This window comes from Paracoccus sp. PAMC 22219 (assembly GCF_000787695.1).
Taxonomy (GTDB): domain Bacteria; phylum Pseudomonadota; class Alphaproteobacteria; order Rhodobacterales; family Rhodobacteraceae; genus Paracoccus.
The window spans coordinates 1-23044 of sequence record NZ_BBPH01000069.1 but is presented as its reverse complement, the minus strand read 5'-3'; the positions used below and the strand labels follow the sequence as shown (position 1 = coordinate 23044).

Below are 23044 nucleotides of genomic sequence, written 5' to 3'. Positions count from 1 at the left end.
TGGCGCGCCGTCTGTCCGGCGCCTGTGTGTTTATCCAAACCCCAGCAACGTCTTAGCTGGGTCTGGCTCCGGCGGTAGGGATCGAACCTACGACCAATTGATTAACAGTCAACTGCTCTACCGCTGAGCTACGCCGGAACACGGGGCGGATATAGCAACCTCGGTCAGGGGCGTCCAGTGGCGTTCTGGGGTTTTTTGTCATGCGGTCGAAAAAACCGTCTCGGCCGACAAAATACCGGGAAAATCAACGGCTCCGATCTGGGACAGGGCGATCAGATGGGCCAGGACGTTGCGCGTGGCGATGGGAAGGACCTGTTCCGGCACCGCATAGATGCGACGCGCCAAGCCCGCTGCGGAATCGGGGCGGGTGCGCAGGGCGGCCAGGATCTGGGCCGTGCGGTCGCGGCGGTGGCGTGCCAGTTCGTCGATGCGCTGCAGCGGCGCGGCGATCGCCGGCCCGTGGGTGGGCAGCAGGACACGCGGTGCCAGCGCGGCCAGCCGGTCCAGCGAGCGGAAATAGGCGCTCAGGTCCCCGTCGGGCGGAGAGATCAGCGTCGAAGACCACCCCATCACCAGATCGCCGCAAAAGATCCGGTCGCCCCATTGGAACGACAGGTGCCCCGCCGCATGGCCGGGCGTGTGCAGCGCGGTCAGCGTCCAGTCGGGCGTGGCGATGACCTGTCCGTCGCGCAGGTGCTGATCGGGAGCAAAGGCGTGGTCCAGACCCTCTCCCCCGCCAAGACCGTCATCGGCCAGGCGGGCCATCAGGGCCGACCGCCCGGCATGCGCGTCGCCGAATGCCAGAACCGGTGCGCCGGTCAGGCGGGACAGGCGAGCGGCCCCGGCGCTGTGGTCGCGATGCGCGTGGGTGATCAGGATATGGCCGATGCGATCGCGTCCGGCACGGGCGATGGCCTCGATATGGGCGGGATCGTCGGGGCCGGGGTCGATCACCGCGACATGGGCGTCGCCCAGCAGGAATGTCGTCGTGCCCGGCCCGGTCAGGGGGGACGGATTCGGGGCCAGGATCTGCAGCGGCTCTTTCGCAGGCGGGGTCATGGGGCTAGCCTAGCGCGCAACGCAGGAGGCCGCCATGTCGAACAATGCCGACGCCACGCAGATGCGAAAGCTGGTCCCGCGGGGCCTGTATGCGCGGGCGGCGCTGATCCTGTTCCTGCCGGTGGTGGTGGTCACGACCGTCGTCAGCGTGATGTTCCTGCAGCGCCATTTCGAGGGCGTCACCCGGCAGATGACCGCCAGCATGTCGCACGAGCTGACCTTTGTCGCGCGGCTGATCGACAGTGCCGCCACGCCCGATGCCGCGCGCCGCGCCGGGGTTTCGGTGGCTCGCCCTCTGGAATTGGAGCTGGCCCTGCCGGTCGATGCGCCGGCTGAGGATCAGCGGCTGTTCTATGATTTCTCGGGGCGGGTGGTGACGGAAGTGCTGCGCGACGCGCTGCCGCAGGTGATCTCGGTCGATCTGGCCAGCAACGACCGCCGGGTTTCGGTGGCGCTGGACGGGCCGCACGGCCCCTATGCGCTGAGCTTCGAGCGGCGGCGGGTCAGCGCGTCGAACCCGCACCAATTGCTGGTGCTGATGGTGTTCACGTCGTTGCTGATGACGGGGATCGCGATGATCTTTCTGCGCAACCAGCTGCGCCCGATCCGGCGGCTGGCCTATGCGGCCGAGGAATACGGCAAGGGGCGCATCGTGCCCTATCGCCCGTCAGGCGCGGTCGAGCTGCGCAGCGCAGGCACCGCGTTTCTGGACATGCGCAACCGGCTGGAACGCCAGAACGATCAGCGCAAGCTGATGATGTCGGGGATCAGCCACGACCTGCGCACGCCGCTGACGCGGATGCGGTTGGGCCTGTCGATGATCGGCCCCGACATGCCCCCCGAACCCGGCGACATCAGCGCGATGGAGGCCGACATTGCCGAGATGAACCGCATGGTCGACGGGTTTCTGGACTATGCCCGCGACGACGCACAGGAAAGCGCGCCTCAGCCCGTCGCCGCCGCCGGGTTCCTGGAGGGGCTGGTCGCGGATGCGCAGCGGGCGGGCCAGCAGGCCAGCCTGGTCCAGTTCGAGGGCGATCCCCAAGGGCTGGCGACCTTTCGCCCCGACATGTTGCGCCGCGCGCTGGAGAACCTGATCGGCAACGCCGTCCGCTATGGCAGCCGGGCCGAGATGGACGCGTCTCTTGGCCCGCGCAGCCTGCGGATCGGGATCGAGGATGACGGTCCGGGCATCCCCGAGGACAGCCTGGACGCGGCGATGCGCCCCTTTACCCGGCTGGACCCGTCGCGGCGCCGCAACAGCGCGCAGGGGGCGGGGCTGGGCCTGGCCATCGCCGCCGACGTGGCGCGCGCGCATGGCGGGCAATTGCGCCTTGGCCGAGGGCCCCGTCTGGGCGGTCTGCGGGCAGAGATCGTCATTCCGCGCTGATGAAATAGATGGCATTGTTGCGGTCATATTGAACGTGGGGGGCGACACCCCTAGATTGATCGCATGCAGAGGCCGCGCGTCGCCATGACGGGGCCGCGGCTTCGGGCAGAAAGGACAATACCATGACGGAATTCACCACCCAGACCTATCCGGTGCTGCCCCTGCGGGATATCGTCGTCTTCCCTCACATGATCGTTCCCCTGTTCGTCGGACGCGAGAAATCGGTTCGCGCGCTGGAGGCCGTGATGGAATCGGACAGCCCGATCCTGCTGGCTGCCCAGAAGGATGCGGCCATCGACGAGCCGACCGAGGACGGGATTTTCCGCGCCGGCGTTCTGGCCAACGTGCTGCAGCTGCTCAAGCTGCCGGACGGCACCGTGAAGGTGCTGGTCGAGGGCCGCGAGCGTGTCGAGATCACCGATTTCGTGCCCCATGACGACCATTTCATGGCCGAGGCACGCGTCCTGGACGAGACGATGGGCGACGAGGCCACGGTGGCTGCCCTTGTGCGCACCGTGACCGAGGAGTTCGAGCGTTACGTCAAGGTCCGCAAGAACATCCCCGAAGAGGTCGTGACCGCCGTGTCCGAGGCGTCCGAGCCCGGCAAGCTGGCCGATCTGGTCGCCGGCCACATGGGCATCGACCTGGAGCGCAAGCAGGACCTGCTGGACACGCTGGAAATCGCCGCGCGTCTGGAGAAGATCTATGGCCACATGCAGGGAGAGATGTCTGTCCTGCAGGTCGAGAAGAAGATCAAGTCGCGCGTCAAGACCCAGATGGAGAAGACGCAGCGCGAGTACTATCTGAACGAACAGATGAAGGCGATCCAGAAGGAACTGGGCGACGGCGAGGACGGCCAGAACGAGTTGGCCGAACTGGAGCAGAAGATCGCCGCCACCAAGTTCAGCAAGGAAGCCCGTGACAAGGCCGACAGCGAGCTGAAGAAGCTGAAGTCGATGTCGCCGATGTCGGCCGAGGCGACCGTCAGCCGCAACTATCTGGACTGGCTGCTGTCGCTTCCCTGGGGCGTCAAGTCGCGCACCCGCAAGGACCTTGGCCGCGCCGAGGCGATCCTGGACGCCGACCACTATGGTCTGGACAAGGTCAAGGAGCGCATCGTCGAGTATCTGGCCGTGCAGGCCCGCAGCCAGAAGCTGAAGGGCCCGATCCTGACGTTGGTCGGTCCTCCGGGCGTGGGAAAGACCTCGTTGGGGCGGTCGATCGCCAAGGCGACGGGACGCGAGTTCATCCGCATCAGCCTGGGCGGCGTGCGCGACGAATCCGAGATCCGCGGTCACCGTCGGACCTATATCGGGTCGATGCCCGGCAAGATCATCCAGGCGCTGAAGAAGGCCAAGACCACGAACCCGCTGATCCTGCTGGATGAGATCGACAAGATGGGCCAGGATTTCCGGGGCGATCCGGCATCCGCCATGCTGGAGGTGCTGGACCCGGAACAGAACTCGACCTTCGTGGACCACTATCTTGAGGTGGAGTACGATCTGTCGAACGTGATGTTCGTGACCACGGCCAACAGCTACAACATGCCGGGCCCGCTTTTGGACCGGATGGAGATCATCAGCCTGTCGGGCTATACCGAGGATGAAAAGCGCGAGATCGCCAAGGGCCACCTGCTGTCCAAGCAGATCGCCGCGAACGGTCTGCGCAAGGGAGAGTTCAGCGTCTCGGACGAGGCGCTGACCCACATGATCCGGTATTACACCCGCGAGGCCGGTGTCCGTTCGCTGGAGCGCGAGATCGCCAAGCTGGCCCGCAAGGCCGTGACCGAGATCCTCAAGGGCAAGGTCAAGTCGGTCGACGTGACCCCCGAGAAGGTCGAGGAATACCTGGGCGTGCGCCGCCATCGCTATGGCCTGGCCGAGAAGGAGGATCAGGTTGGCGTGGTGACGGGTCTTGCCTGGACATCGGTCGGCGGCGACCTGCTGCAGATCGAGGCGTTGCGCCTGCCGGGCAAGGGCCGGATGAAGACGACGGGGAAACTGGGCGACGTGATGAAGGAATCGATCGACGCGGCCTCCAGCTTCGTTCGATCGGTCGCGCCGGAGATCGGGGTCAGGCCCCCGGAATTCGACAAGCGCGACATCCACGTCCACGTCCCCGAGGGTGCGACACCCAAGGACGGTCCGTCCGCGGGCATCGCCATGGTGACATCGGTGGTGTCGGTGATGACCGGCATTCCGGTCCGCAAGGACATCGCCATGACCGGCGAGGTGACGCTGCGCGGCAACGTGCTGGCCATCGGCGGGCTCAAGGAAAAGCTGCTGGCGGCGCTGCGCGGGGGCATCAAGACGGTGCTGATCCCGCAGGACAATGAAAAGGATCTGGTCGAGATCCCGGACAACGTCAAACAGGGCCTGACCATCATTCCGGTCAGCAATGTCCGCGAGGTTCTGCGCCACGCCTTGGTGCGCCAGCCCAAGCCCATCGAATGGGACGAGGCTGCCGAAGAGGCCGCCGAGGCCGCCCGCCTTGCCAACCACCGCGGCAGCGATGGGCAGGGCAGCACGGTCGCACACTGACAGGAAAAGGGCCGGGGCGATCCCCGGCCCTTTTTCCATGGCGCCTGCCGGTCTTAACAAAGATTGACGCAACGTCAAATCGCGCTAGGCTGATCCCATCATTGCCAGACGGGGGGAACAGCAATGCCAACCGGAATCATCGGGGCCGACAGCCCGACGCCTGTCCTTCACGACCCGCATGTCGCGATCGTGGTTCAAAAGCGCGACTTCATCGACCGCGTTGTGGCCGCCACCGGAGCCCGGCGCACCGACGCCCGCCCGATCATCGAGGCGACGCTGGCGCAGTTGGGGCTGGTCCTGTCCGCGGGGCACACGCTGGCCGTCCCGCCCTTGGGTCGCGCGCGAATCAATCTGGAGCGTGATGCCCGCGGGGGCGACGTCATCACCCTGCGCCTGCGCCGCCGCGCGCCCCACCGCCCCGAGGCCGTGGAAAACAGCTAGACGAAACGCGCATCGCCCTCTTGCAACCGGCCGCGGCTGGCGGTAATGACCAGCCCGACGGGTGATTAGCTCAGTGGTAGAGCGCTTCGTTCACATCGAAGATGTCAGGGGTTCAAATCCCTTATCACCCACCATCCCTCCCTTGCCGGTTTGCGCTTTTTGCTGCGGGCGCCTATATCGGCGGCCTTGACCCGCAATCCCGGACTGCCCATGCCCGACCCGATCAGTGATGCCGCGCGCCTTTCGGTCGCGCCGATGATGGACTGGACCGACCGCAACTGTCGGCGGTTCCACCGTCTGATGTCGCGCCGCGCGCTGCTGTACACCGAGATGGTGACCGCGCCGGCGATCATTCATGGCGACCGGCCGCGATTGCTGGATTATGACGCCGTCGAACATCCGCTGGCGCTGCAGCTGGGCGGGTCGGATCCGGCCGAATTGGCGCAGGCCACGCGGATCGCCGCCCCCTGGGGCTATGATGAGATCAATCTGAACTGCGGCTGCCCAAGCGACCGCGTGCAGTCGGGGGCATTCGGCGCGATCCTGATGACCACGCCGCAGGTGGTGGCCGATTGCGTGTCGGCCATGCAGGACGCCAGCGCCGTGCCCGTCACCGTCAAGTGCCGCATCGGCGTGGACGACCAGCAGGCCGATCAGGTCCTGCCCGAATTTCTGGACATGCTGCAGCGCGCGGGCATCCGCCGCGTGACCGTGCACGCCCGCAAGGCCTGGCTGAAGGGTCTCAGCCCCAAGGAAAACCGCGAGATCCCGCCGCTGGACTATCCGCTGGTCCATGCGATGAAGGCGCAGTTTCCGGCGTTGCACCTGTCGATCAACGGCGGCATCGCCACGCTGGATCAGGCCCGCGACCAGTTGTCGGTGATGGACGGCGCGATGATCGGCCGGGCAGCCTATCACGAACCGTGGAACATCCTGGGCGCGGCCGATGGGCTGTGGGGCGACGTGCCGCCCTTTGCCGACCCCGCGGATGTTGCCGTGGCGATGCGCCCGATGATCGTCGAACACATCACCCAAGGTGGCAGGCTGCACCAGTTCACGCGGCACATGCTGGGCCTGTTCCACGGGCTGCCCGGCGCCCGCGCCTGGAAGCGCACTCTGTCCGAGGGCGCATCCAAGGGCGGGATCGAGGTCTATGACGCCGCCCTGGCGCAGGTGACCGAGGCCGCGCTTAGCTAGCCCGCCGCCTTCTCCGCGACCTTGGCGGCGTCCCACAGGCGGTCCATCTCGGCCAGGTCGCTGTCCTCGGGGCGGCGACCGTCGGCGGCCAGCGCGGCCTCGATCGCGGCAAAGCGTCGCGTGAACTTGGCGTTGGCGCGGCGCAGGGCCAGTTCGGGGTCGATCTTCAGGTGCCGGCCCAGATTGGCCATCACGAACAGCAGGTCGCCGAACTCGTCCTCCATCGCGTCCGGGCCCAAGGTGTCGCGGGCCTCGACCAGTTCGGCGGTTTCCTCGGTGATCTTGTCCAGCACGTCGGCGGGGCCGGGCCAGTCGAAGCCCACGCGCGCCGCACGGTTCTGCAGCTTCAGCGCCCGCGTCAGCGCGGGCAGGCCCAAGGCCACCCCGTCCAGGGTGCCGCGTTCCGCCTTGCCCGCACGTTCGACGGCCTTGATCGCCTCCCAGTCCTTGACCTGCTGTTCGGCAGACTTGTCGCGGGATTCGTCGCCAAAGACATGCGGATGGCGGAAGATCAGCTTGTCGCTGATCGCGGCGGCGCAGTCGGCGAAATCGAACATCCCGGCCTCACGGGCCATCTGGGCGTGGAACACCACTTGCAGCAGCAGATCGCCCAGCTCTCCGGGCAGCTCGTCCCAAGCCTGGCGCTGAATTGCATCCTCGACCTCGTGGGCCTCCTCGATCGTGTAGGGCGCGATCGAGGCGAAGTCCTGTTCGATGTCCCAGGGGCAGCCGGTCTTGGGGTCGCGCAGGGCGGCCATGATGTCCAGCAGGCGCGTGATCTGCGCGGCAGGGTCGAGGGTCATTGCAATTCCCTTCGTCAGGCGGAAGATGGCCCACCGACTGCCACAGCATAAGGCTCAAGTCCACATGCCCGTCCTGAACCGCATCGCCGATTTCGCAGATCAGATGACCGAATGGCGCCGCCATCTGCACCAGCACCCGGAACTGGGCTTTGACTGCGGCCAGACGGCCGCATTCGTCGCGGCGCGGCTGCGCGAGTTCGGCGTCGACGAGGTTCACGAGGGGATCGGCCGCACCGGGATCGTGGCGATCATCCGGGGCCAGGGGGACGGCCCGACCATCGGCCTGCGTGCCGACATGGACGCCCTGCCCATGACCGAGGTGACGGGCCTGCCTTGGGCCTCGACCGTGGCGGGGCGGATGCATGCCTGCGGGCATGACGGGCATACGACGATGCTGCTGGGGGCCGCGAAGTACCTGGCCGAAACGCGCAATTTCACCGGCCGCGCCGCGCTGATCTTCCAGCCCGCCGAAGAGAACGGCGGCGGCGGCGACGCGATGGTCCAGGACGGGATGATGGACCGCTTTGCCATCGAACGCGTCTTTGCGATGCACAACAATCCCGGCCAGCAGACCGGCAGCTTTCAGACGACCCCCGGCCCGATCATGGCCGCCGTCGACACGTTCGAGATCGACGTGCAGGGCCGCGGCGGGCATGGCGCGATGCCGCACCTGACCGCCGATCCGATCGTTGCCGCCGTGGCGGTGGTCAGCGCGATCCAGACGATCAGCAGCCGCAACCACCACACCGCCGACGACCTTGCCCTGTCGGTCACCCAGATCCACACCGGTAGCGCCGACAACATCGTGCCGGACACGGCCTATATCTGCGGGACGGTGCGGACGTTTGCCCCGCATGTCCGCGACATGGTGCGCCGCCGCATGACCCAGATCTGCGACGGCCAAGCCGAGGCCTATGACGTGGAGATCCGGCTGAACTATCAGGAGGGTTACCCGGCGACCGTCAACGACCCCGAACAAACCGCCTTTGCCGTGCGCGTCGCCAAGGAGATCGCCGGCCCCGCCAATGTCGATCCCGACGCGGGCCGCGAGATGGGGGCCGAGGATTTCAGCTATATGCTGAACGCCCGGCCCGGCTGCTATCTGTTCCTGGGGCAGGGGGACGGGGCGGGGGTCCACCACCCGGCCTATGACTTCAACGACGCGATTTCTCCGGTCGGGGCCAGCTTCTTCGCGCGGCTGGTCGAACGCGCGCAGCCGGCGCAACCCTGATCACAAGGACGTTCGCCGCCCTTGCCCACGGGGCGGCGGGCGCTTTCTTGCCAAGGACGGACAGCGCGGCTAGGTTGCGCGCCAATCCTGACGCGGCCCCGGTCGCGCCCCCAGACCGAAAGGACCCTTGATGTTCGTGACCCCCGCCTATGCCCAAGCCGCCGGCGGCGCCGGTGCCGGTGCTGCATTCGCGCAGTTCATCCCGTTGATCCTGATCTTTGCGATCATGTATTTCCTGATGATCCGCCCCCAGCAGAAGCGCCTGAAGGCGCATCGCGCGATGGTCGAGAACGTCAAGAAGGGCGACCGCGTCGTCACCCAGGGCGGCATCCTTGCCAAGGTCGTGTCGGTGGGCGAGGACGAGCTGGAGGTCGAGATCGCGACCGGCGTGCGCGTCCGCGTGATCCGCAGCACCCTGGCCCAGGTCGTCACCAAGACAGAACCTGTCGCCGCAAACACCTGAAAAGGCCCTAGCCAAGATGCTTCAGATCGACCGATGGAAGCGCGTCCTGATTTTCGGGATCTGCCTTCTGGGCCTGCTTTACGCACTGCCCAACGCCTTCTACGCCCGCGTCGAGGCGCATAACGATGCCGTGGCCCAGATCGAGGCCACCGGCGTCGAGACGCCCGAACTGGTGGCGGCGCGGGACGGCTGGCCCTCGTGGATGCCGTCGCATCTGGTCAATCTGGGGCTGGACCTGCGCGGAGGTGCCCATCTGCTGGGCGAGGTGCAGGTCGATCAGGTCTACAAGTCGCGCATGGACGCGTTGTGGCCGGAGCTGCGGCGCGCGCTGTCGGATGCCCGCGACACCGTCGGATCGGTCCGCCGCGTCGCTGCCCCCGACGGCGTCCTGTCGATCGAGATCGGAAATGCCGACCAGATGCCGGCCGCGACCGAAATCGTGCGCGGCTTTTCCACGCCCGTCACCACCCTGACCGGCGCGGGCCAGCAGTCGCTGGCCATCAGCACCCAGGGGTCGACCCTGACGATCCAGCTGTCGGACGCCGAAAAGGCCGTGACCGATGACCGCACCATCCAGCAGTCGCTGGAGATCGTGCGCCGTCGCGTCGACGAGGTCGGCACCCGCGAACCCACCATCACCCGCCAGGGCGAGGATCGCATCCTGATCCAGGTTCCCGGCATCGGGTCCGCCGCGGAACTCAAGGAGCTGATCGGCACCACCGCGCAGCTGACCTTCAACCCGGTCGTGGGCACCACCGCCGACCCGCAGGCCCAGCCTGGAGTCGGCCAGACCATCGCGCCGTCGATCGACCAGCCGAACCTGTTCTATATCCTGGAACAAAGCCCCGTCGTCACCGGCGAGGACTTGGTGGACGCCATGCCCGCCAGCGACGAGAACGGCCTGCCGTCCGTCAACTTTCGCTTCAACCCCACGGGTGCGAGGGCGTTCGGATCCTATACGTCGCAGAATATCGGTCAGCCCTTCGCGATCGTTCTGGACAACGAGGTCATCTCGGCCCCGGTCATCCGCTCGGCGATCACCGGCGGGTCGGGCCAGATTTCCGGCTCGATGGATTTCGACCAGGCAAACCAGCTGTCGATCCTGCTGCGCGCCGGCGCCCTTCCGGCCGAACTGATCTTCCTCGAGGAACGCACCATCGGTCCCGAACTGGGCCAGGACAGCATCGAGGCCGGCCGAATTTCGGCCATTGCCGCCACCGGGCTGGTCGCCGCCTATCTGATCGCCAGCTATGGCCTGTTCGGGGTGTTCGCCTCGATCGCGGTCACGGTCAACGTGATCCTCGTGCTGGCGATCATGGGCATGATGGGGGCCACGCTGACCCTTCCGGGCATCGCCGGGATCGTGCTGACGGTCGGCACCGCGGTCGATGCCAACGTCATCATCTTCGAACGCATCCGCGAGGAACTGCGCCGCGCCAAGCGCCCGTTCCGCGCCATCGAGGACGGTTTCCGAGAGGCGATGAGCGCGATCATGGACGCCAACGTCACCAGCTTCATCGCGGCGGCCGTGATGTTCTATCTGGGCTCGGGCCCGGTCAAGGGCTTTGCCGTGACGCTGACCATCGGTCTGGTCACCTCGGTCTTTACGGCGATCTTCCTGACGCGCCTGATGATTCTCACCTGGCTGGAATGGCGCAAGCCGGCCCAGTTGATCCTGTAAGGGGGACGCACGCATGGCTTTCCGTCTGAAACTGGTCCCCGACGTCACCCGGTACGACTTTTTCCGCTGGCAATGGCTGACCGTCGGGGCCTCCGCCCTTGCGGTGGTCGTGTCCATCCTGGCCACGATCTTCATGGGTCTGAACTACGGCATCGACTTCCGGGGCGGCACGACGATCCGCACCGAAAGCACGACCGCCTTCGACATCGGCGAATACCGCCAGGCGCTGGACGGCATGGGCTTCAGCGACGTGTCCATCACCGAGGTGTTCGACCCCTCGTTCGGAGCCGAACGCCACGTGGCCATGGTCCGCATCGGCACCACGGACGAGACCGGCTCGGTCTCGCCCGAGCAGTTGGCCGAGGTGCAGACCGCATTGCAGCAGGTCGACCCCCAGGTCACCTTCGCATCGGTCGAATCCGTCGGACCCAAGGTGTCGGCAGAACTGATCCGGACCGCCATCATGGCGGTCGCGGCGGCCACCCTGGGCATCCTTCTGTACATCTGGCTGCGATTCGAATGGCAATTCGCCATCGGGGCGGTGGTGTCGCTGCTGCACGACATCATCCTGACAGTCGGCATCTTTGCGGTGTTCCAGCTGAAATTCGACCTGACGACCATCGCGGCGCTGCTGACCACGCTTGGCTTTTCGGTCAACGACACGGTCGTGGTCTTTGACCGGCTGAGGGAGAACCTGATCAAGTTCAAGTCGATGAAGCTGATCGACGTGATGAACCTGACCGTGAACGAGACGTTGTCGCGGACCGTCATGACCGCCGTGACCACCGGGATCGCGCTGACCGCGATGCTGGTTCTGGGCGGTGACGTGGTGCGCGGGTTCGTCTTCGCGATGCTGTGGGGCGTGTTCGTGGGCACCTATTCCACCGTCTACGTCGCCAAAAGCGTCGTTCTGTGGCTGGGCGTCAAACGCGACTGGTCCAAGAACGGCGACGGCCCCAAGAAGAACGTGTCCCCGTTCGAGGGCGCAGAGGAGGTCTGATGCCCGCGCTGGTGCCCACGGATTTCTCTGGCCAGAACGCGGTCGACGGCTATGGCCCCGGATTTTCCGCATCGGCGGAAAGGTCCATCAGGGGGCTCAGGTCGTCGAGGCGGCCCGCGTGACCCCTTGGGGCGGGCTGGACGATCCCGGTCCGCTGCTTGCGCTGGCCGGGCGGGTGGACGTGCTGTTCCTGGGCCTTGGCGCCCAGGTCGCCTATGCCCCGCGCGAACTGGCGGCGCAGTTGGACGCGCTTGGCGTCCGGGTCGAGGCGATGGCCTCTGCCACCGCGGCGCGCACCTACAACGTCACCCTGTCCGAGGGGCGGCGCGTCGCCTGCGCCCTGATCCCCGTGTGAGCCTGCTGGCCGTCCACGACCTTGCCGTCGCGCGCGGGGGTCTGCGGACGGTCGAAGGCGTCAGCTTTACACTCGAATCCGGTCAGGCGCTGATCCTGCGCGGGCCGAACGGTCTGGGCAAGACCACGCTGCTGCGCACCATCGCGGGGCTGCAATCCCCCGTCGCGGGGCGGATCGACATGGCCGACGACGCCGTCGCCTATGCCGCCCATGCCGACGGGCTGAAACCGGCGCTGACGGCGCGGGAGAACCTGACATTCTGGGCGCAGGTCTTTGGCGGGCAGGGCGTGGACCGCGCGCTGGCCGCAATGGACCTGACGTCCTTGGCCGCGCGCCCCGCCGCGGCGCTGTCGGCGGGCCAGAAACGCAGGCTGGGCCTTGCCCGGCTGCTGGTCACGGGCCGCCCGCTGTGGGTGCTGGACGAGCCGACGGTGTCGCTGGACGCCGCATCTGTCGCGCGCTTGTGCAGGTGGTGGCCGACCACCTGGGGCAGGGCGGGGCCGCCCTGATCGCCACGCATATCGACCTGGACCTGCCGCAGGCGCGCGTGCTGGACCTGACCCCGTTCCGCGCCCGCCCCGGCGCGCCCGTCGCGCGGCCGTCGGGCTTCAACGAGGCGTTCGGATGATCGCGCTGCTGATCCGCGACATGCGTCTGGCCACGCGGGCGGGCGGCGGCTTCGGCCTGGGTGTCGCGTTCTTCCTGATCCTGTCGGCGCTGGTGCCCTTTGGTGTCGGTCCGGACCGCGCGACGCTGGCCCCCGTGGCGCCGGGCATCCTGTGGGTCGGCGCGCTGTTGGCCTGTCTTCTGTCGCTGGACCGCATCTTTGCGCTGGACCACGAGGATGGCAGCCTGGATCTGCTGGCCACCGCGCCCCTGCCGCTGGAGGGTGCGGTCGCGATCAAGGCCCTGGCACACTGGATCACCACCGGCCTGCCGCTGGTGCTGGCCGCGCCGCTGTTCGGGGTGCTGCTGCACCTGCCGATGCAGGCGGTGCCGGCGCTGGTCCTGTCGCTGGCCCTGGGCACGCCGGCGCTGTCGATGCTGGGCGCGTTCGGGGCGGCGATCACCGTCGGCCTGCGCCGGGGGGGGCTGCTTTTGTCGCTGTTGGTCCTGCCGCTGTATATCCCCACACTGATCTTTGGCGCCGAGATCACCCGCCGCGGGGTCGAGGGGCAGGCCATCACCACGCCGCTGGTGTTTCTGGCCGGCATCACGCTGGCGGTGCTGGCGCTGATCCCGCTGGCGGCGGCGGCGGCGCTGCGGGTCAATCTGCGGTGAGATGCCCTTGAGGGCGCGGGGAAAACAGGGAATACACGGACACATGTCGATCTGGGAATACGCAAACCCCGCCAAGTTCATGCGCACCACCGAAGGGGCCTTGCCCTGGCTGGTCGGCAGCGCCGCGATCTGCTGCGTGGGCGGGGTGGTCTGGGGGTTCCTGACGCCTGAAGATTTCCGGCAGGGATCGACGGTCAAGATCGTCTTCCTGCATGTCCCCGCCGCGATGATGGCCATCAACATCTGGGTGATGATGCTGGTCGCGTCGCTGATCTGGATCATCCGCCGCCATCACGTGAGCGCATTGGCGGCCCGCGCCGCAGCCCCCATCGGGGCGGTGATGACGCTGATCGCGTTGGCGACCGGGGCCATCTGGGGCCAGCCGATGTGGGGGACGTGGTGGGAATGGGATCCGCGGCTGACCTCGTTCCTGATCCTGTTCCTGTTCTATATCGGCTATATCGCGCTGTGGTCCTCGGTCGAGGATCCGGACAGCGCCGCCGACCTGACGGGCGTGCTGTGCCTTGTGGGGTCCGTCTTTGCGCTGCTGTCGCGCTATGCCGTGCTGTTCTGGAACCAGGGCCTGCACCAGGGGGCCAGCCTGTCGGTTGCGCCGGGGGAACGCATGTCTGCCGTCTATCGCTACCCGTTGTATCTGTCGATGCTGGGGTTCCTCCTGCTGACGCTGGCGCTGATCCTGATCCGCACCCGAACCGAAATCCGCAAGCGCCGCCTGGCCGCGCTGCAAGCCAGGGACATGCGCGCATGATCGATCTTGGACAATATGCCGGCACCGTGCTGGCCGCCTATGGCGTCAGCCTGGCGCTGATCGCGGGGCTGGTCTGGCACACCGTTGCGGCCAACGCTCGCGCCCGCCGCGCCCTGCAGGAGTTCGAACGCAATGGCTAGGATCGCGCCCCTGATGCTGCTGCCGCCGCTGGCCTTCGCGGCACTCGCCGCGACGTTCCTGTGGGGCATGAACCGCGATGATCCGGGGTCGGTCCCGTCGGCCATGATCGGCCGTCAGGCGCCGCCGGTGCCCGCCACGACCCTTCCGGGCAAGGTGCAGCTGACCGATGCGATGCTGCGCGAACCGGGCGTCAAGCTGGTCAATTTCTGGGCCAGCTGGTGCCCGCCCTGCCGGATCGAACACCCGACCCTGATGGCCCTGTCCGATCAGCTGCCCGTCTATGGCGTCGATCTGCGCGACATCGATTCCAATGCGCTGGAGTTTCTGTCCGCCGACGGCGACCCCTTTGCCGCGCAGGCGACCGATCCGCGCGGGCGCACCGCGATCGATTGGGGCGTGACCGCCCCGCCCGAAACCTTCATCGTCGATGGCGACGGGACGGTTCTGTATCGGTTCGCCGGGCCACTGGTCGATGCCGACTATCAGGCCCGCTTCCTGCCCGAACTGGAACGCGCGCTGGCCGATCAGGACTAGGCCGCGCTTGCACCCCGGCCCCTTGCGCGACATGCTGACCCAAAGGCACGCACAAATAGGGGAGACGGCAGATGACGCGGACAGGTCTGGCACTGGCGCTGCTGATGGGCAGCACGACGTGGGGCATTGCCCAGCAGGCGACCGATGCGATCGCGCCCGAGGGCGCGTCCGGCACGCAGGTCGCAACCGACGGCTTTGGTGATCTGACGCAGGCCGCACGCGACGGGCTGGCCGCCAAGGCCGAAGGTCGCCCCGTCACCGCCCCCGACTGGATGATCAGCGCGGCCCATCCGCTGGCCGTGCAGGCTGGCGCCCGCGTTCTGGAACAGGGCGGCAGTGCGGCGGACGCGATGGTTGCGGTCCAGGTCGTACTGGGCCTGGTGGAGCCGCAAAGTTCCGGCTTGGGCGGCGGCGCGTTCCTGGTCTGGTACGACGCCGCGACGGGCGAGGTGACGACGCTGGACGGCCGCGAGACCGCACCGATGGCCGCCACGCCCACGCTGTTTCAGGACGATGACGGCCAGCCGCTGGACTTCATGGAGGCGGTCGTGGGCGGCCGGTCCGTCGGCACCCCCGGCACGCCGCGCCTGCTGGAGGTCGCGCATCGCAAATGGGGCCGCGCAAACTGGGCCGGGCTGTTCCAGGACGGCATCGACCTGGCCCAGGACGGGTTCACGGTGTCGCCGCGGCTGGCCTCGCTGGTCGCGTCCGAAGGCGATGCGCTGGCCCGCTATCCGGCCACGACCGACTATTTCTTTCCGGGCGGCCAGCCCGTCGCGCAGGGGGCGAGCCTGACCAACCTTGCCTATGCGGACACGCTGCGGGCGATGGCCCGCGATGGGGCGGATGCAATCTATGAGGGGCCCATCGCGGACCAGATCGTTGCCGCCGTGCGCGGGGCCGAGGACAATCCGGGCCTGCTGACGCAGGCCGATCTGGCCGCCTATCGCGTCGTGGAACGCCCGGCGGTCTGCGTCGAATACCGGGATCACGACGTCTGCGGCATGGGCCCGCCCTCGTCCGGGGGGCTGACGGTGGGGCAGATCCTGGGAATGCTTGGCGGCTATGACCTGGCCAGCCTGGGTGCCGAAAGCCCCGAGGCGTGGCGGCTGATCGGCGATGCCTCGCGCCTGGCCTTCGCGGATCGCGGCCGCTACATGGCGGATGCCGATCACGTGCCGATGCCGACCGAGGGGCTGATTGACCAGGCCTATCTGGACGAACGCGCGGCCCTGCTGCAGGGGGACGACAGTCTGCCCGAGGTCACCGCCGGCCAGCCCGGCTGGAGCCATGCCGCCCTGTGGGGTCAGGACAGTGCGCTGGAACTGCCCTCGACCACGCATATCTCCATCGTGGACGGCGACGGCAACGCCCTGTCGATGACCACCACCATCGAGAACGGTTTCGGATCGCGGGTGATGGCCGCAGGCTTTCTGCTGAACAACGAACTGACCGATTTCAGCTTTGAGACGCATGATGCCGACGGCTGGCCCGTCGCCAATGCCATCGCGCCGGGCAAGCGGCCGCGGTCGTCGATGGCGCCGACCATCGTGCTGCGCGACGGGGCGCCCGCGATGGTGATCGGATCGCCGGGGGGCAGCCGCATCATCGGCTATGTCGCCCGCGCCATCGTGGCGCATCTGGACTGGGGGCTGGACATCCAGGCCGCCGTGGCCGGGCCGAACCTGGTGAACCGTTTCGGTCCGATGGATGTCGAGGCGGGGCTGCCCGCGGCGCTGGCCGATGGCTTGACCGCAATGGGGTTCGAGCTGAACGAGACGGAACTGACTTCGGGCCTGCAGGGGATCGTCATGACGCCCGACGGGTTGGAGGGCGGCGCCGATCCGCGCCGGGAGGGGGTCGCCATCGGCGGCTGATCCGCGGGCCGGGCAGGGGGATGCCGCCCCCGTCCGCTGCGCGGCTACCCCCGCGGGTATTTGGACAACGGAGATGCCGTTCTTGCCGTGACCCGATGCCCGCCTTGGCCTTGGCCACAAAAAAACCCCCGGCGCGGTGCCGGGGGTTTTCGTTTGCGTTGTAGGCCGATCAGGCGGCGGCGAGGTTGCGCAGCACGTAGTGCAGCACGCCGCCGTTCTTCAGATAGTCGATCTCCACCTCGGTATCGACGCGGGCCTTCAGCTGGATCGTCTTATCCGTGCCGTCGGCATACGTGATCGTGCAGGGCACCATCGACAGCGGCTTGAAGTCGCCTGCCAGCCCCTCGATCGTCACGACCTCGTCGCCGGTCAGGTTCAGCGAATGGCGGGTGTCGCCATTGGTGAACTCGAACGGGATGACGCCCATGCCGACCAGGTTCGACCGGTGGATACGTTCGAAGGATTCCGCGACCACGGCCTTGACGCCCAGCAGGTTGGTACCCTTGGCCGCCCAGTCACGCGACGAACCCGCGCCGTATTCCTTGCCGCCGAAGATCACCAGCGGGGTGTCCTGTTCGACATAGGACATCGCGGCGTCATAGATCGCCGCCTGATTGCCCGACGCGTCCTTGGAATAGCCGCCCTCGACCCCGTCCAGCATCTCGTTCTTGATGCGGATGTTGGCGAAGGTGCCGCGCATCATGATCTCGTGGTTGCCGCGGCGCGAGCCGTAGCTGTTGAAATCGCGCGGCGCGACCTGGCGTTCCGTCAGGTACTGGCCCGCCGGGGTGCCCGGCTTGAACGAACCCGCGGGGCTGATGTGGTCGGTGGTGATCATGTCGCCCAGCAGCGCCAGGACGCGGGCGCCCTTGACGTCGCTGATCGTGCCCGCACCCTTGGACATGCCCTGGAAATAGGGCGGGTTCTGGATGTAGGTCGACGATGCGGGCCAGTCATAGGTCTCGCTGTCGGTGACCTCGACGCCCTGCCAGCGCTCGTCGCCCTTGAAGACGTCGGCGTATTTGGCCTGGAACATCTCGCGGGTGACGATGGTGTCGACCAGTTCTGCCACTTCCTTGGAGGTCGGCCAGATGTCCTTGAGGTACACGGGCTTGCCGTCGGGCGTGTGGGCCAGCGGGTCCTTGGTCACGTCGATGTTCATGTCGCCTGCGATGGCATAGGCCACCACCAGCGGGGGCGATGCCAGATAGTTCGCGCGCACGTCGGGCGAGATGCGCCCTTCGAAGTTGCGGTTGCCCGACAGGACCGACACGGCGACCAGGTCGTTGTCGTTCACGGCCTTGGAGATTTCGGGCTGCAGCGGACCCGAGTTGCCGATGCAGGTGGTGCAGCCGAAACCGACCAGGTTGAAGCCCAGGGCGTCCAGGTCTTCCTGCAGGTTCGCGGCCTTGAGGTATTCCTCGACCACCTGCGATCCGGGTGCCAGCGAGGTTTTCACCCAGGGCTTGCGGGTCAGGCCCAGGCGCGGGCCTTGCGTGCCACCAGACCGGCGGCCATCAGCACATAGGGGTTCGACGTGTTGGTGCAGGACGTGATCGACGCGATCACGACCGAACCGTCGCGCAGCGTGTAATCCTCGCCCTCGACCGGGGCGCTGTTCAGGTGGCCATGGCTGGCGCCGGGGATGTCCTGCGGTGCCGGATCGGGCGATCCTGCCTCGGCGGTCATCTTGGCCTTCTGGTCTGCGGGAACGGAGGCCGCGGGACGCAGGCCCTTGATATAGTCGCCGAACGCCGTGGACGCCTCGGTCAGCGGCACGTGATCCTGCGGACGCTTGGGGCCCGAGATCGCCGGGACGACGGTGCTCTGGTCCAACGACAGGGTCGAGGAATAGACCGGCGCATAGTCCGGCGTGCGCCAGAAACCATTTTCCTTGGCATAGGCCTCGACCAGGGCGATGCGGTCCTCTTCGCGGCCGGTCTGACGCAGATAGCGCAGCGTCTCGTCGTCGATCGGGAAGAAGCCGCAGGTGGCGCCGTATTCGGGCGCCATGTTGGCGATGGTCGCGCGGTCGGCCAGCGGCATGTGGTCCAGCCCCTCGCCATAGAACTCGACGAACTTGCTGACGACGCCGTGGGCGCGCAGCATCTGCACGACCTTCAGCACCAGGTCGGTGGCGGTCACGCCTTCCTGCAGGGCGCCGGTCACCTCGAAGCCGACCACTTCGGGGATCAGCATCGAGATCGGCTGACCCAGCATCGCGGCCTCGGCCTCGATGCCGCCCACGCCCCAGCCCAGCACGGCCAGACCGTTGACCATGGTGGTGTGGCTGTCGGTGCCGACCAGCGTGTCAGGATATGCAACGGTCGCGCCGGTCTGATCGGTGTCGGTCCAGACGGTCTGGGCCAGATATTCCAGGTTCACCTGGTGGCAGATGCCGGTGCCGGGCGGGACCACGCGGAAGTTGTTGAACGCCTTCTGGCCCCATTTCAGGAACGTGTAACGCTCCATGTTGCGCTCATATTCCAGCTCGACGTTGCGCTGGAAGGCGCGGGGGGTGCCGAATTCGTCGATCATGACCGAGTGGTCGATGACCAGGTCGACCGGGTTCAGCGGGTTGATCTGCTGCGGGTCGCCGCCAAGCGCCTTGATGCCGTCGCGCATCGCCGCCAGGTCGACCACGGCGGGTACGCCGGTGAAGTCCTGCATCAGCACACGGGCGGGGCGGTACGCGATCTCGCGGCTGGACTTGCCGCCATCGGTCGCCCATTGCGCGAAGGCCTTGATGTCGTCGACGGACACGGTCCGACCGCCATCCTCAAAGCGCAGCATGTTTTCCAGCACGACCTTCAGCGCGGCCGGCAGTTTCGAGAAATCGCCAAGCCCCGCCTCGGTGGCGGCGGCGATCGAGAAATAATCGACGCTCTGCGCGCCCGCGCTCAGCGTGCGGCGCGTCTTGGCGGTGTCGGTTCCGGTCTGGATGGGCATCAAGGCCTCCCTGTCTGCAAGAATGGATGGGTCCGGCGTGTGCCTTGCTTTGCCCCATCGGGGGGCATCGCGCAAGGGTTGCGTCGCGAATTGTATGCGATTGCATACCATATCCTTCGCTGTTGCTCAAGAGGCACGCACCCCACCGATGCGCGTGGTGACGAAGCCTTGATTTGGTCTTTCGCCCCGCCACCCGCTAACACCCTGTGTGTGAGACATGACGGGAAAAATCCGATGGCCCTGTGGCCCCGATCTGCGTTGCGGCCGCGCCGCGGGATGGGCCGGGCCGCGCTGTTGGTGGCGATGCTGGCCGCGGTGCCGGGATTGGCACAGGACGCGGGCCATGCCGACATCACCTCGCGCAGCGCGCCCGGTCCCGGCCCGGACCGCACGGACAGGGCAGAGGCGCCGCTGATCCTGGCCCCCGACGATGCGGGTCGACAGATCCCCTCGGCGCTGTCGCTGACGGAATCGGGGGGCGTGAACGGCTTTGCGCCGACGGACGCCGCGCCGCCGGTGACCGCCGATCTGCCCTCGGCCAACCTGCCGGTGGTGGTCGAGCTGTTCACCTCGCAGGGGTGTTCATCCTGTCCGCCGGCCGATGCGATGCTGACCATGCTGTCGGGGCAGCACGATGTCCTGCCGCTGTCCTATCACGTCGATTACTGGGACTATCTGGGCTGGGCCGACAGTTTCGCCCGGCCCGAATTCACCGAACGCCAAAGCGCCTATGCCCATGCGGTGGGCGAACGGTCGGTCTATACCCCGCAGATGATCGTGGACGGACAGGACACCTCGGTCGCGCCGGGTCCTGCGCAGCTGATGGGCCTGATCGACGCGCACCGCTTTGCCCCCGCGCAGGTCACCATCCAACGCGACCGCACCGACGCCGGAGAGACGATAGAACTGCAGCCCCTGTCCGATCTGGGCGGCAAGGTCGACGTGCTGCTGATCCGATATGCCTCCGAACGCCCCGTCGACGTCACCGCCGGAGAGAACCGCGGCAAGACCGTCGTCTATACCAACGTCGTGTTGAACATGCAGCACCTGACCCGGTGGGACGGCCTGCAGCCGCTGCGCCTGACGGTGCGCGCCGATCTGGTGGGGGACGAGTCCTTTCCCGACGACACCCGCCATGCCCTGCTGGTGCAGCAGATGATGGGCAAGCGCGCCTTGCCCGGACCGATCGTGGCGGCGATCCGGCTGGACTGACCCGTCACGCCTTGCACATCCTGCAAGTACGGGCCATCAGTCGGCATGGGCGATTTCATCATCCAGATTGCGGGAACCGAACAGGGTGCGCGGCTGGCGTCGATCCTGGCGATCAGCGCGGCATTCCTGCACGCGGTCTTCGGCGCGCTGCAAAAGGGGCGTCACGATCCTTGGATCAGCCGTGCCGCGATCGACCTGTCCTATCTGCTGCTGGCGCTGCCTGTCGCGTTGTTCCTGGTGCTTGGCCGGAACCGCATCTGTGGCCGGTGCTGGCGGGCGCGATGGGCATCCACATCGCCTACAAGGTCGCGCAGGCGAAGACCTATCAGCGCGGGGCGTTCACGGTCGTCTATCCGGTCGTGCGCGGGTCCGCGCCGCTGGTCGTGGTGCTGGTCGCGATGGTGGTCTTTGACGAACGCTTCAACGCGGTGCAGTGGGTGGGGCTGGGCCTGCTGGTCGGCGGCATCTTCGGGCTGGCGCTGAACAGCCTGCGCAAGCTGCAGGTAGGCCGCGACACGCTGGTCCCGGCGCTGGCCTGGGCGCTGATCACCGGGGTGACGGTCGCGGCCTATACCACCTATGACGCCTGGGGCATCCGGCTGGCCGCGAACCCGTTCACGTTTCTGGCATGGTTCTTCGTGCTGGACGGCATCTTCATGCCGCTGTGGAGCTGGCGCCGCCTGGTCGCCCTGCCGCGTGCGGAAATCGCACCGCTGGCTGCGCGCGGGATGATCGGCGCGGTCGTGGCATTCGCCAGTTTCGGGTCGGTTATGCTGGCCACCCGCATCGACGACGTAGGCCGCGCCGCCGTGCTGAGAGAGACCTCGACCGTGTTCGCCGCCCTTGTGGGCTGGGTCATCCTGGGTGAAAAGGTGGGGCCGCGGCGCGTCGCGCTGATGGCACTGATCGCGCTTGGCGCGGTGATCGTGGAATTTGCCGCCTGACGGGCGGCCACAGGAAGGCAGTCGGGATGGAAAACACGAAACCCTGGGTCAAGCCGGCGCTGGAGTTCGGCCCCCTGATCCTGTTCTTTGCGGTGTTCATGCTGTATCGCAACGACACCGTGACCATCGCGGGCCAAAGCTATGGCGGGTTCATCCTGGCCACGCTGGCCTTCATCCCCGCGCTGATCCTGACCACCGCGATTCAGTGGCGCATCACCGGCAAGCTGGCGCCGATGCAGGTGGCCACGCTGGTGCTGGTCATCGTCTTTGGCGGGTTGTCGATCTGGCTGAACGACCCGCGCTTTTTCAAGCTGAAGCCCACGATCATCTATCTGCTGTTCGCGGCCATCCTGGGCGTGGGTCTGATGCTGCGCCGCAACTGGCTGGGCGCCGTCCTGTTCGAGGCGCTGCCCATGGACGCCGAAGGCTGGCGCAAGCTGACCCTGCGCATGGCGCTGTTCTTCGTGGCGCTGGCCATCGCCAACGAGGTGGTCTGGCGCAACCTGTCGGACAGCACCTGGGTCTGGTTCAAGACCTTCGGCCTGCCGGTGCTGCTGTTCGCGTTCCTGCTGGGCAATGCCAAGCTGTATCGTGACCACGCCCTGCCCACCAAGGACGACGGCCAGGCCTAGGCCCGCATGCCGCCCAGGGCCGCCGGTCCCGCCCGCAGCCGCGACCATCGCGGCTGTGGCCGCAGCGGCAGGTGGTGGCGCAACAGTCCCAGGGGCAGGGCCCAAGGGTGGCACAGCGCCGCGCGATAGAACGCGAACAGCCCCTGTCGCTGATAGGGCGTCCAATGCGACATCAGCCGGGCCGCGCGGGCGGTGGGAAAGCCCAAGGTCTCCAGCGCCTCCAACGTGGCGGCATCGTCGATCTGCAGGTCCACCCAGTTGGCGCGCGCCTGTGCCAGCCCCGCGCCAAGCGCCCGCCTGCGCCCCCGCGACAGCAGCTGTTCCAGCCCGAAATCGAACAGGTCGTTTTCGCGCGCGGTGACGTTCAGCACCTCGCCGCCCGGCCTGCGGGGCTGTCCAGCGCGGTCTGGGCGGCGTCCTGGAACTCGGCGGCGTTCAGCAGGACGATCCGGCCGATGCTGCCCGGCGCGGCATGGGACAGCGCCTGCAGGGCCACGCGGCCGCCAAGCGAATGCCCGATCAGCCCGACGGGCCGCCCCGCCAAG

At 67.3% G+C, this 23044-nt stretch carries 21 protein-coding genes, 2 tRNA genes and 3 pseudogenes; 19 read left to right on the top strand and 7 right to left on the bottom strand.

Translation table 11 applies throughout. The features are described 5' to 3' along the window. Window positions 1–63: 63 nt before the first annotated feature. Window positions 64–138 (bottom strand) — tRNA-Asn (locus TY51_RS08325). Window positions 139–198: 60 nt separating this feature from the next. Continuing rightward, window positions 199–1059, bottom strand: coding sequence for an MBL fold metallo-hydrolase (locus TY51_RS08320; RefSeq protein WP_042248242.1), 861 nt, complete (start codon window positions 1057–1059; stop codon window positions 199–201). Window positions 1060–1093: 34 nt separating this feature from the next. On the opposite strand from TY51_RS08320, the gene TY51_RS08315 reads away from it, so the two are divergent. The 5 genes from TY51_RS08315 to dusA all read left to right on the top strand — a co-directional run bounded on the left by TY51_RS08315 (window position 1094) and on the right by dusA (window position 6627). Further along, on the top strand, window positions 1094–2449 hold the full coding sequence (locus TY51_RS08315; protein WP_231558970.1) for an ATP-binding protein: 1356 nt from the start codon (window positions 1094–1096) through the stop codon (window positions 2447–2449). Window positions 2450–2571: 122 nt separating this feature from the next. Continuing rightward, window positions 2572–4989: an endopeptidase La gene (gene lon / locus TY51_RS08310; protein WP_042248239.1), complete on the top strand. Its 2418-nt coding sequence runs from the start codon at window positions 2572–2574 to the stop codon at window positions 4987–4989. A gap of 123 nt (window positions 4990–5112) precedes the next feature. Further along, window positions 5113–5430 carry a hypothetical protein gene (locus TY51_RS08305; RefSeq protein WP_042248237.1) on the top strand — a complete coding sequence of 106 codons (318 nt, stop codon included), beginning with the start codon at window positions 5113–5115 and terminating at the stop codon, window positions 5428–5430. A 59-nt stretch (window positions 5431–5489) separates the two neighbouring features. Then, window positions 5490–5564, top strand: a tRNA-Val gene (locus TY51_RS08300). A 76-nt stretch (window positions 5565–5640) separates the two neighbouring features. Next, a complete protein-coding gene (dusA, locus tag TY51_RS08295; protein WP_042248235.1) occupies window positions 5641–6627 on the top strand; it encodes a tRNA dihydrouridine(20/20a) synthase DusA in 987 nt (328 codons plus the stop codon). On the opposite strand, the gene mazG is transcribed toward dusA, so the two are convergent. Beyond that, complete coding sequence (gene mazG / locus TY51_RS08290; RefSeq protein WP_042248233.1) at window positions 6624–7430, bottom strand: nucleoside triphosphate pyrophosphohydrolase; 807 nt, start codon at window positions 7428–7430, stop codon at window positions 6624–6626. The two genes, dusA and mazG, sit on opposite strands and share 4 nt — an antisense overlap. 64 nt (window positions 7431–7494) lie before the next feature. Here mazG and TY51_RS08285 point away from each other — a divergent pair, with 64 nt between their 5' ends. From TY51_RS08285 to ggt, 11 genes and pseudogenes are all read left to right on the top strand, one after another. After that, on the top strand, window positions 7495–8661 hold the full coding sequence (locus tag TY51_RS08285; protein ID WP_042248231.1) for a M20 aminoacylase family protein: 1167 nt from the start codon (window positions 7495–7497) through the stop codon (window positions 8659–8661). A gap of 130 nt (window positions 8662–8791) precedes the next feature. Next, a complete protein-coding gene (gene yajC, locus TY51_RS08280; protein WP_042248229.1) occupies window positions 8792–9124 on the top strand; it encodes a preprotein translocase subunit YajC in 333 nt (110 codons plus the stop codon). 16 nt (window positions 9125–9140) lie between these two features. Next, window positions 9141–10805 (top strand): protein translocase subunit SecD, encoded by a 1665-nt coding sequence (gene secD / locus TY51_RS08275; protein ID WP_042248226.1) that lies wholly within the window; start codon window positions 9141–9143, stop codon window positions 10803–10805. 13 nt (window positions 10806–10818) lie between these two features. Further along, window positions 10819–11805, top strand: coding sequence for a protein translocase subunit SecF (gene secF, locus TY51_RS08270; protein ID WP_042248223.1), 987 nt, complete (start codon window positions 10819–10821; stop codon window positions 11803–11805). Window positions 11806–11923: 118 nt separating this feature from the next. Continuing rightward, entirely contained in the window at window positions 11924–12160 is a 237-nt protein-coding gene (locus tag TY51_RS08265) for an Mth938-like domain-containing protein (protein WP_307535625.1), read from the top strand. After that, window positions 12157–12788 (top strand): annotated as a pseudogene (gene ccmA, locus TY51_RS08260) (heme ABC exporter ATP-binding protein CcmA). The gene TY51_RS08265 and the pseudogene ccmA overlap by 4 nt, the downstream one beginning before the upstream one ends. Continuing rightward, the gene (gene ccmB, locus TY51_RS08255) at window positions 12785–13441 is read left to right on the top strand and encodes a heme exporter protein CcmB (protein ID WP_042248221.1); all 657 of its coding nucleotides are present in this window, start codon (window positions 12785–12787) and stop codon (window positions 13439–13441) included. The pseudogene ccmA and the gene ccmB overlap by 4 nt, the downstream one beginning before the upstream one ends. A 43-nt stretch (window positions 13442–13484) precedes the next feature. Continuing rightward, window positions 13485–14210, top strand: a complete 726-nt coding sequence (locus tag TY51_RS08250; protein WP_042248218.1) for a heme ABC transporter permease — start codon at window positions 13485–13487, stop codon at window positions 14208–14210. After that, window positions 14207–14350 carry a heme exporter protein CcmD gene (gene ccmD, locus TY51_RS08245; RefSeq protein WP_042248216.1) on the top strand — a complete coding sequence of 48 codons (144 nt, stop codon included), beginning with the start codon at window positions 14207–14209 and terminating at the stop codon, window positions 14348–14350. The genes TY51_RS08250 and ccmD overlap by 4 nt, the downstream gene beginning before the upstream one ends. Then, a complete protein-coding gene (locus tag TY51_RS08240; RefSeq protein ID WP_231558969.1) occupies window positions 14343–14885 on the top strand; it encodes a DsbE family thiol:disulfide interchange protein in 543 nt (180 codons plus the stop codon). Before ccmD ends, TY51_RS08240 begins: the two co-directional genes overlap by 8 nt. A 71-nt stretch (window positions 14886–14956) precedes the next feature. Then, complete coding sequence (gene ggt / locus TY51_RS08235; RefSeq protein ID WP_042248211.1) at window positions 14957–16762, top strand: gamma-glutamyltransferase; 1806 nt, start codon at window positions 14957–14959, stop codon at window positions 16760–16762. A 169-nt stretch (window positions 16763–16931) separates the two neighbouring features. Here ggt and acnA read toward each other — a convergent pair. Next, window positions 16932–19711, bottom strand: a pseudogene (gene acnA, locus TY51_RS08230) (aconitate hydratase AcnA). Between the two features lie 234 nt (window positions 19712–19945). On the opposite strand from acnA, the gene TY51_RS08225 reads away from it, so the two are divergent. After that, window positions 19946–20923 carry a thioredoxin family protein gene (locus TY51_RS08225; protein ID WP_052649959.1) on the top strand — a complete coding sequence of 326 codons (978 nt, stop codon included), beginning with the start codon at window positions 19946–19948 and terminating at the stop codon, window positions 20921–20923. 36 nt (window positions 20924–20959) lie between these two features. On the opposite strand, the gene TY51_RS24000 is transcribed toward TY51_RS08225, so the two are convergent. Next, complete coding sequence (locus tag TY51_RS24000) at window positions 20960–21088, bottom strand: hypothetical protein (RefSeq protein WP_255351395.1); 129 nt, start codon at window positions 21086–21088, stop codon at window positions 20960–20962. Here TY51_RS24000 and TY51_RS08220 point away from each other — a divergent pair. Continuing rightward, a pseudogene (locus TY51_RS08220) lies at window positions 21029–21867 on the top strand (EamA family transporter). The gene TY51_RS24000 and the pseudogene TY51_RS08220 overlap by 60 nt on opposite strands. A 26-nt stretch (window positions 21868–21893) precedes the next feature. Then, entirely contained in the window at window positions 21894–22499 is a 606-nt protein-coding gene (locus tag TY51_RS08215) for an inner membrane-spanning protein YciB (protein ID WP_042248208.1), read from the top strand. On the opposite strand, the gene TY51_RS08210 is transcribed toward TY51_RS08215, so the two are convergent. Next, on the bottom strand, window positions 22496–22870 hold the full coding sequence (locus TY51_RS08210; protein WP_052649957.1) for a hypothetical protein: 375 nt from the start codon (window positions 22868–22870) through the stop codon (window positions 22496–22498). The two genes, TY51_RS08215 and TY51_RS08210, sit on opposite strands and share 4 nt — an antisense overlap. Beyond that, window positions 22864–23044, bottom strand: a 181-nt coding sequence (locus tag TY51_RS20230) for an alpha/beta fold hydrolase (protein ID WP_197054696.1), incomplete at its 5' end; no start/stop codon positions are given. The genes TY51_RS08210 and TY51_RS20230, both read right to left, overlap by 7 nt.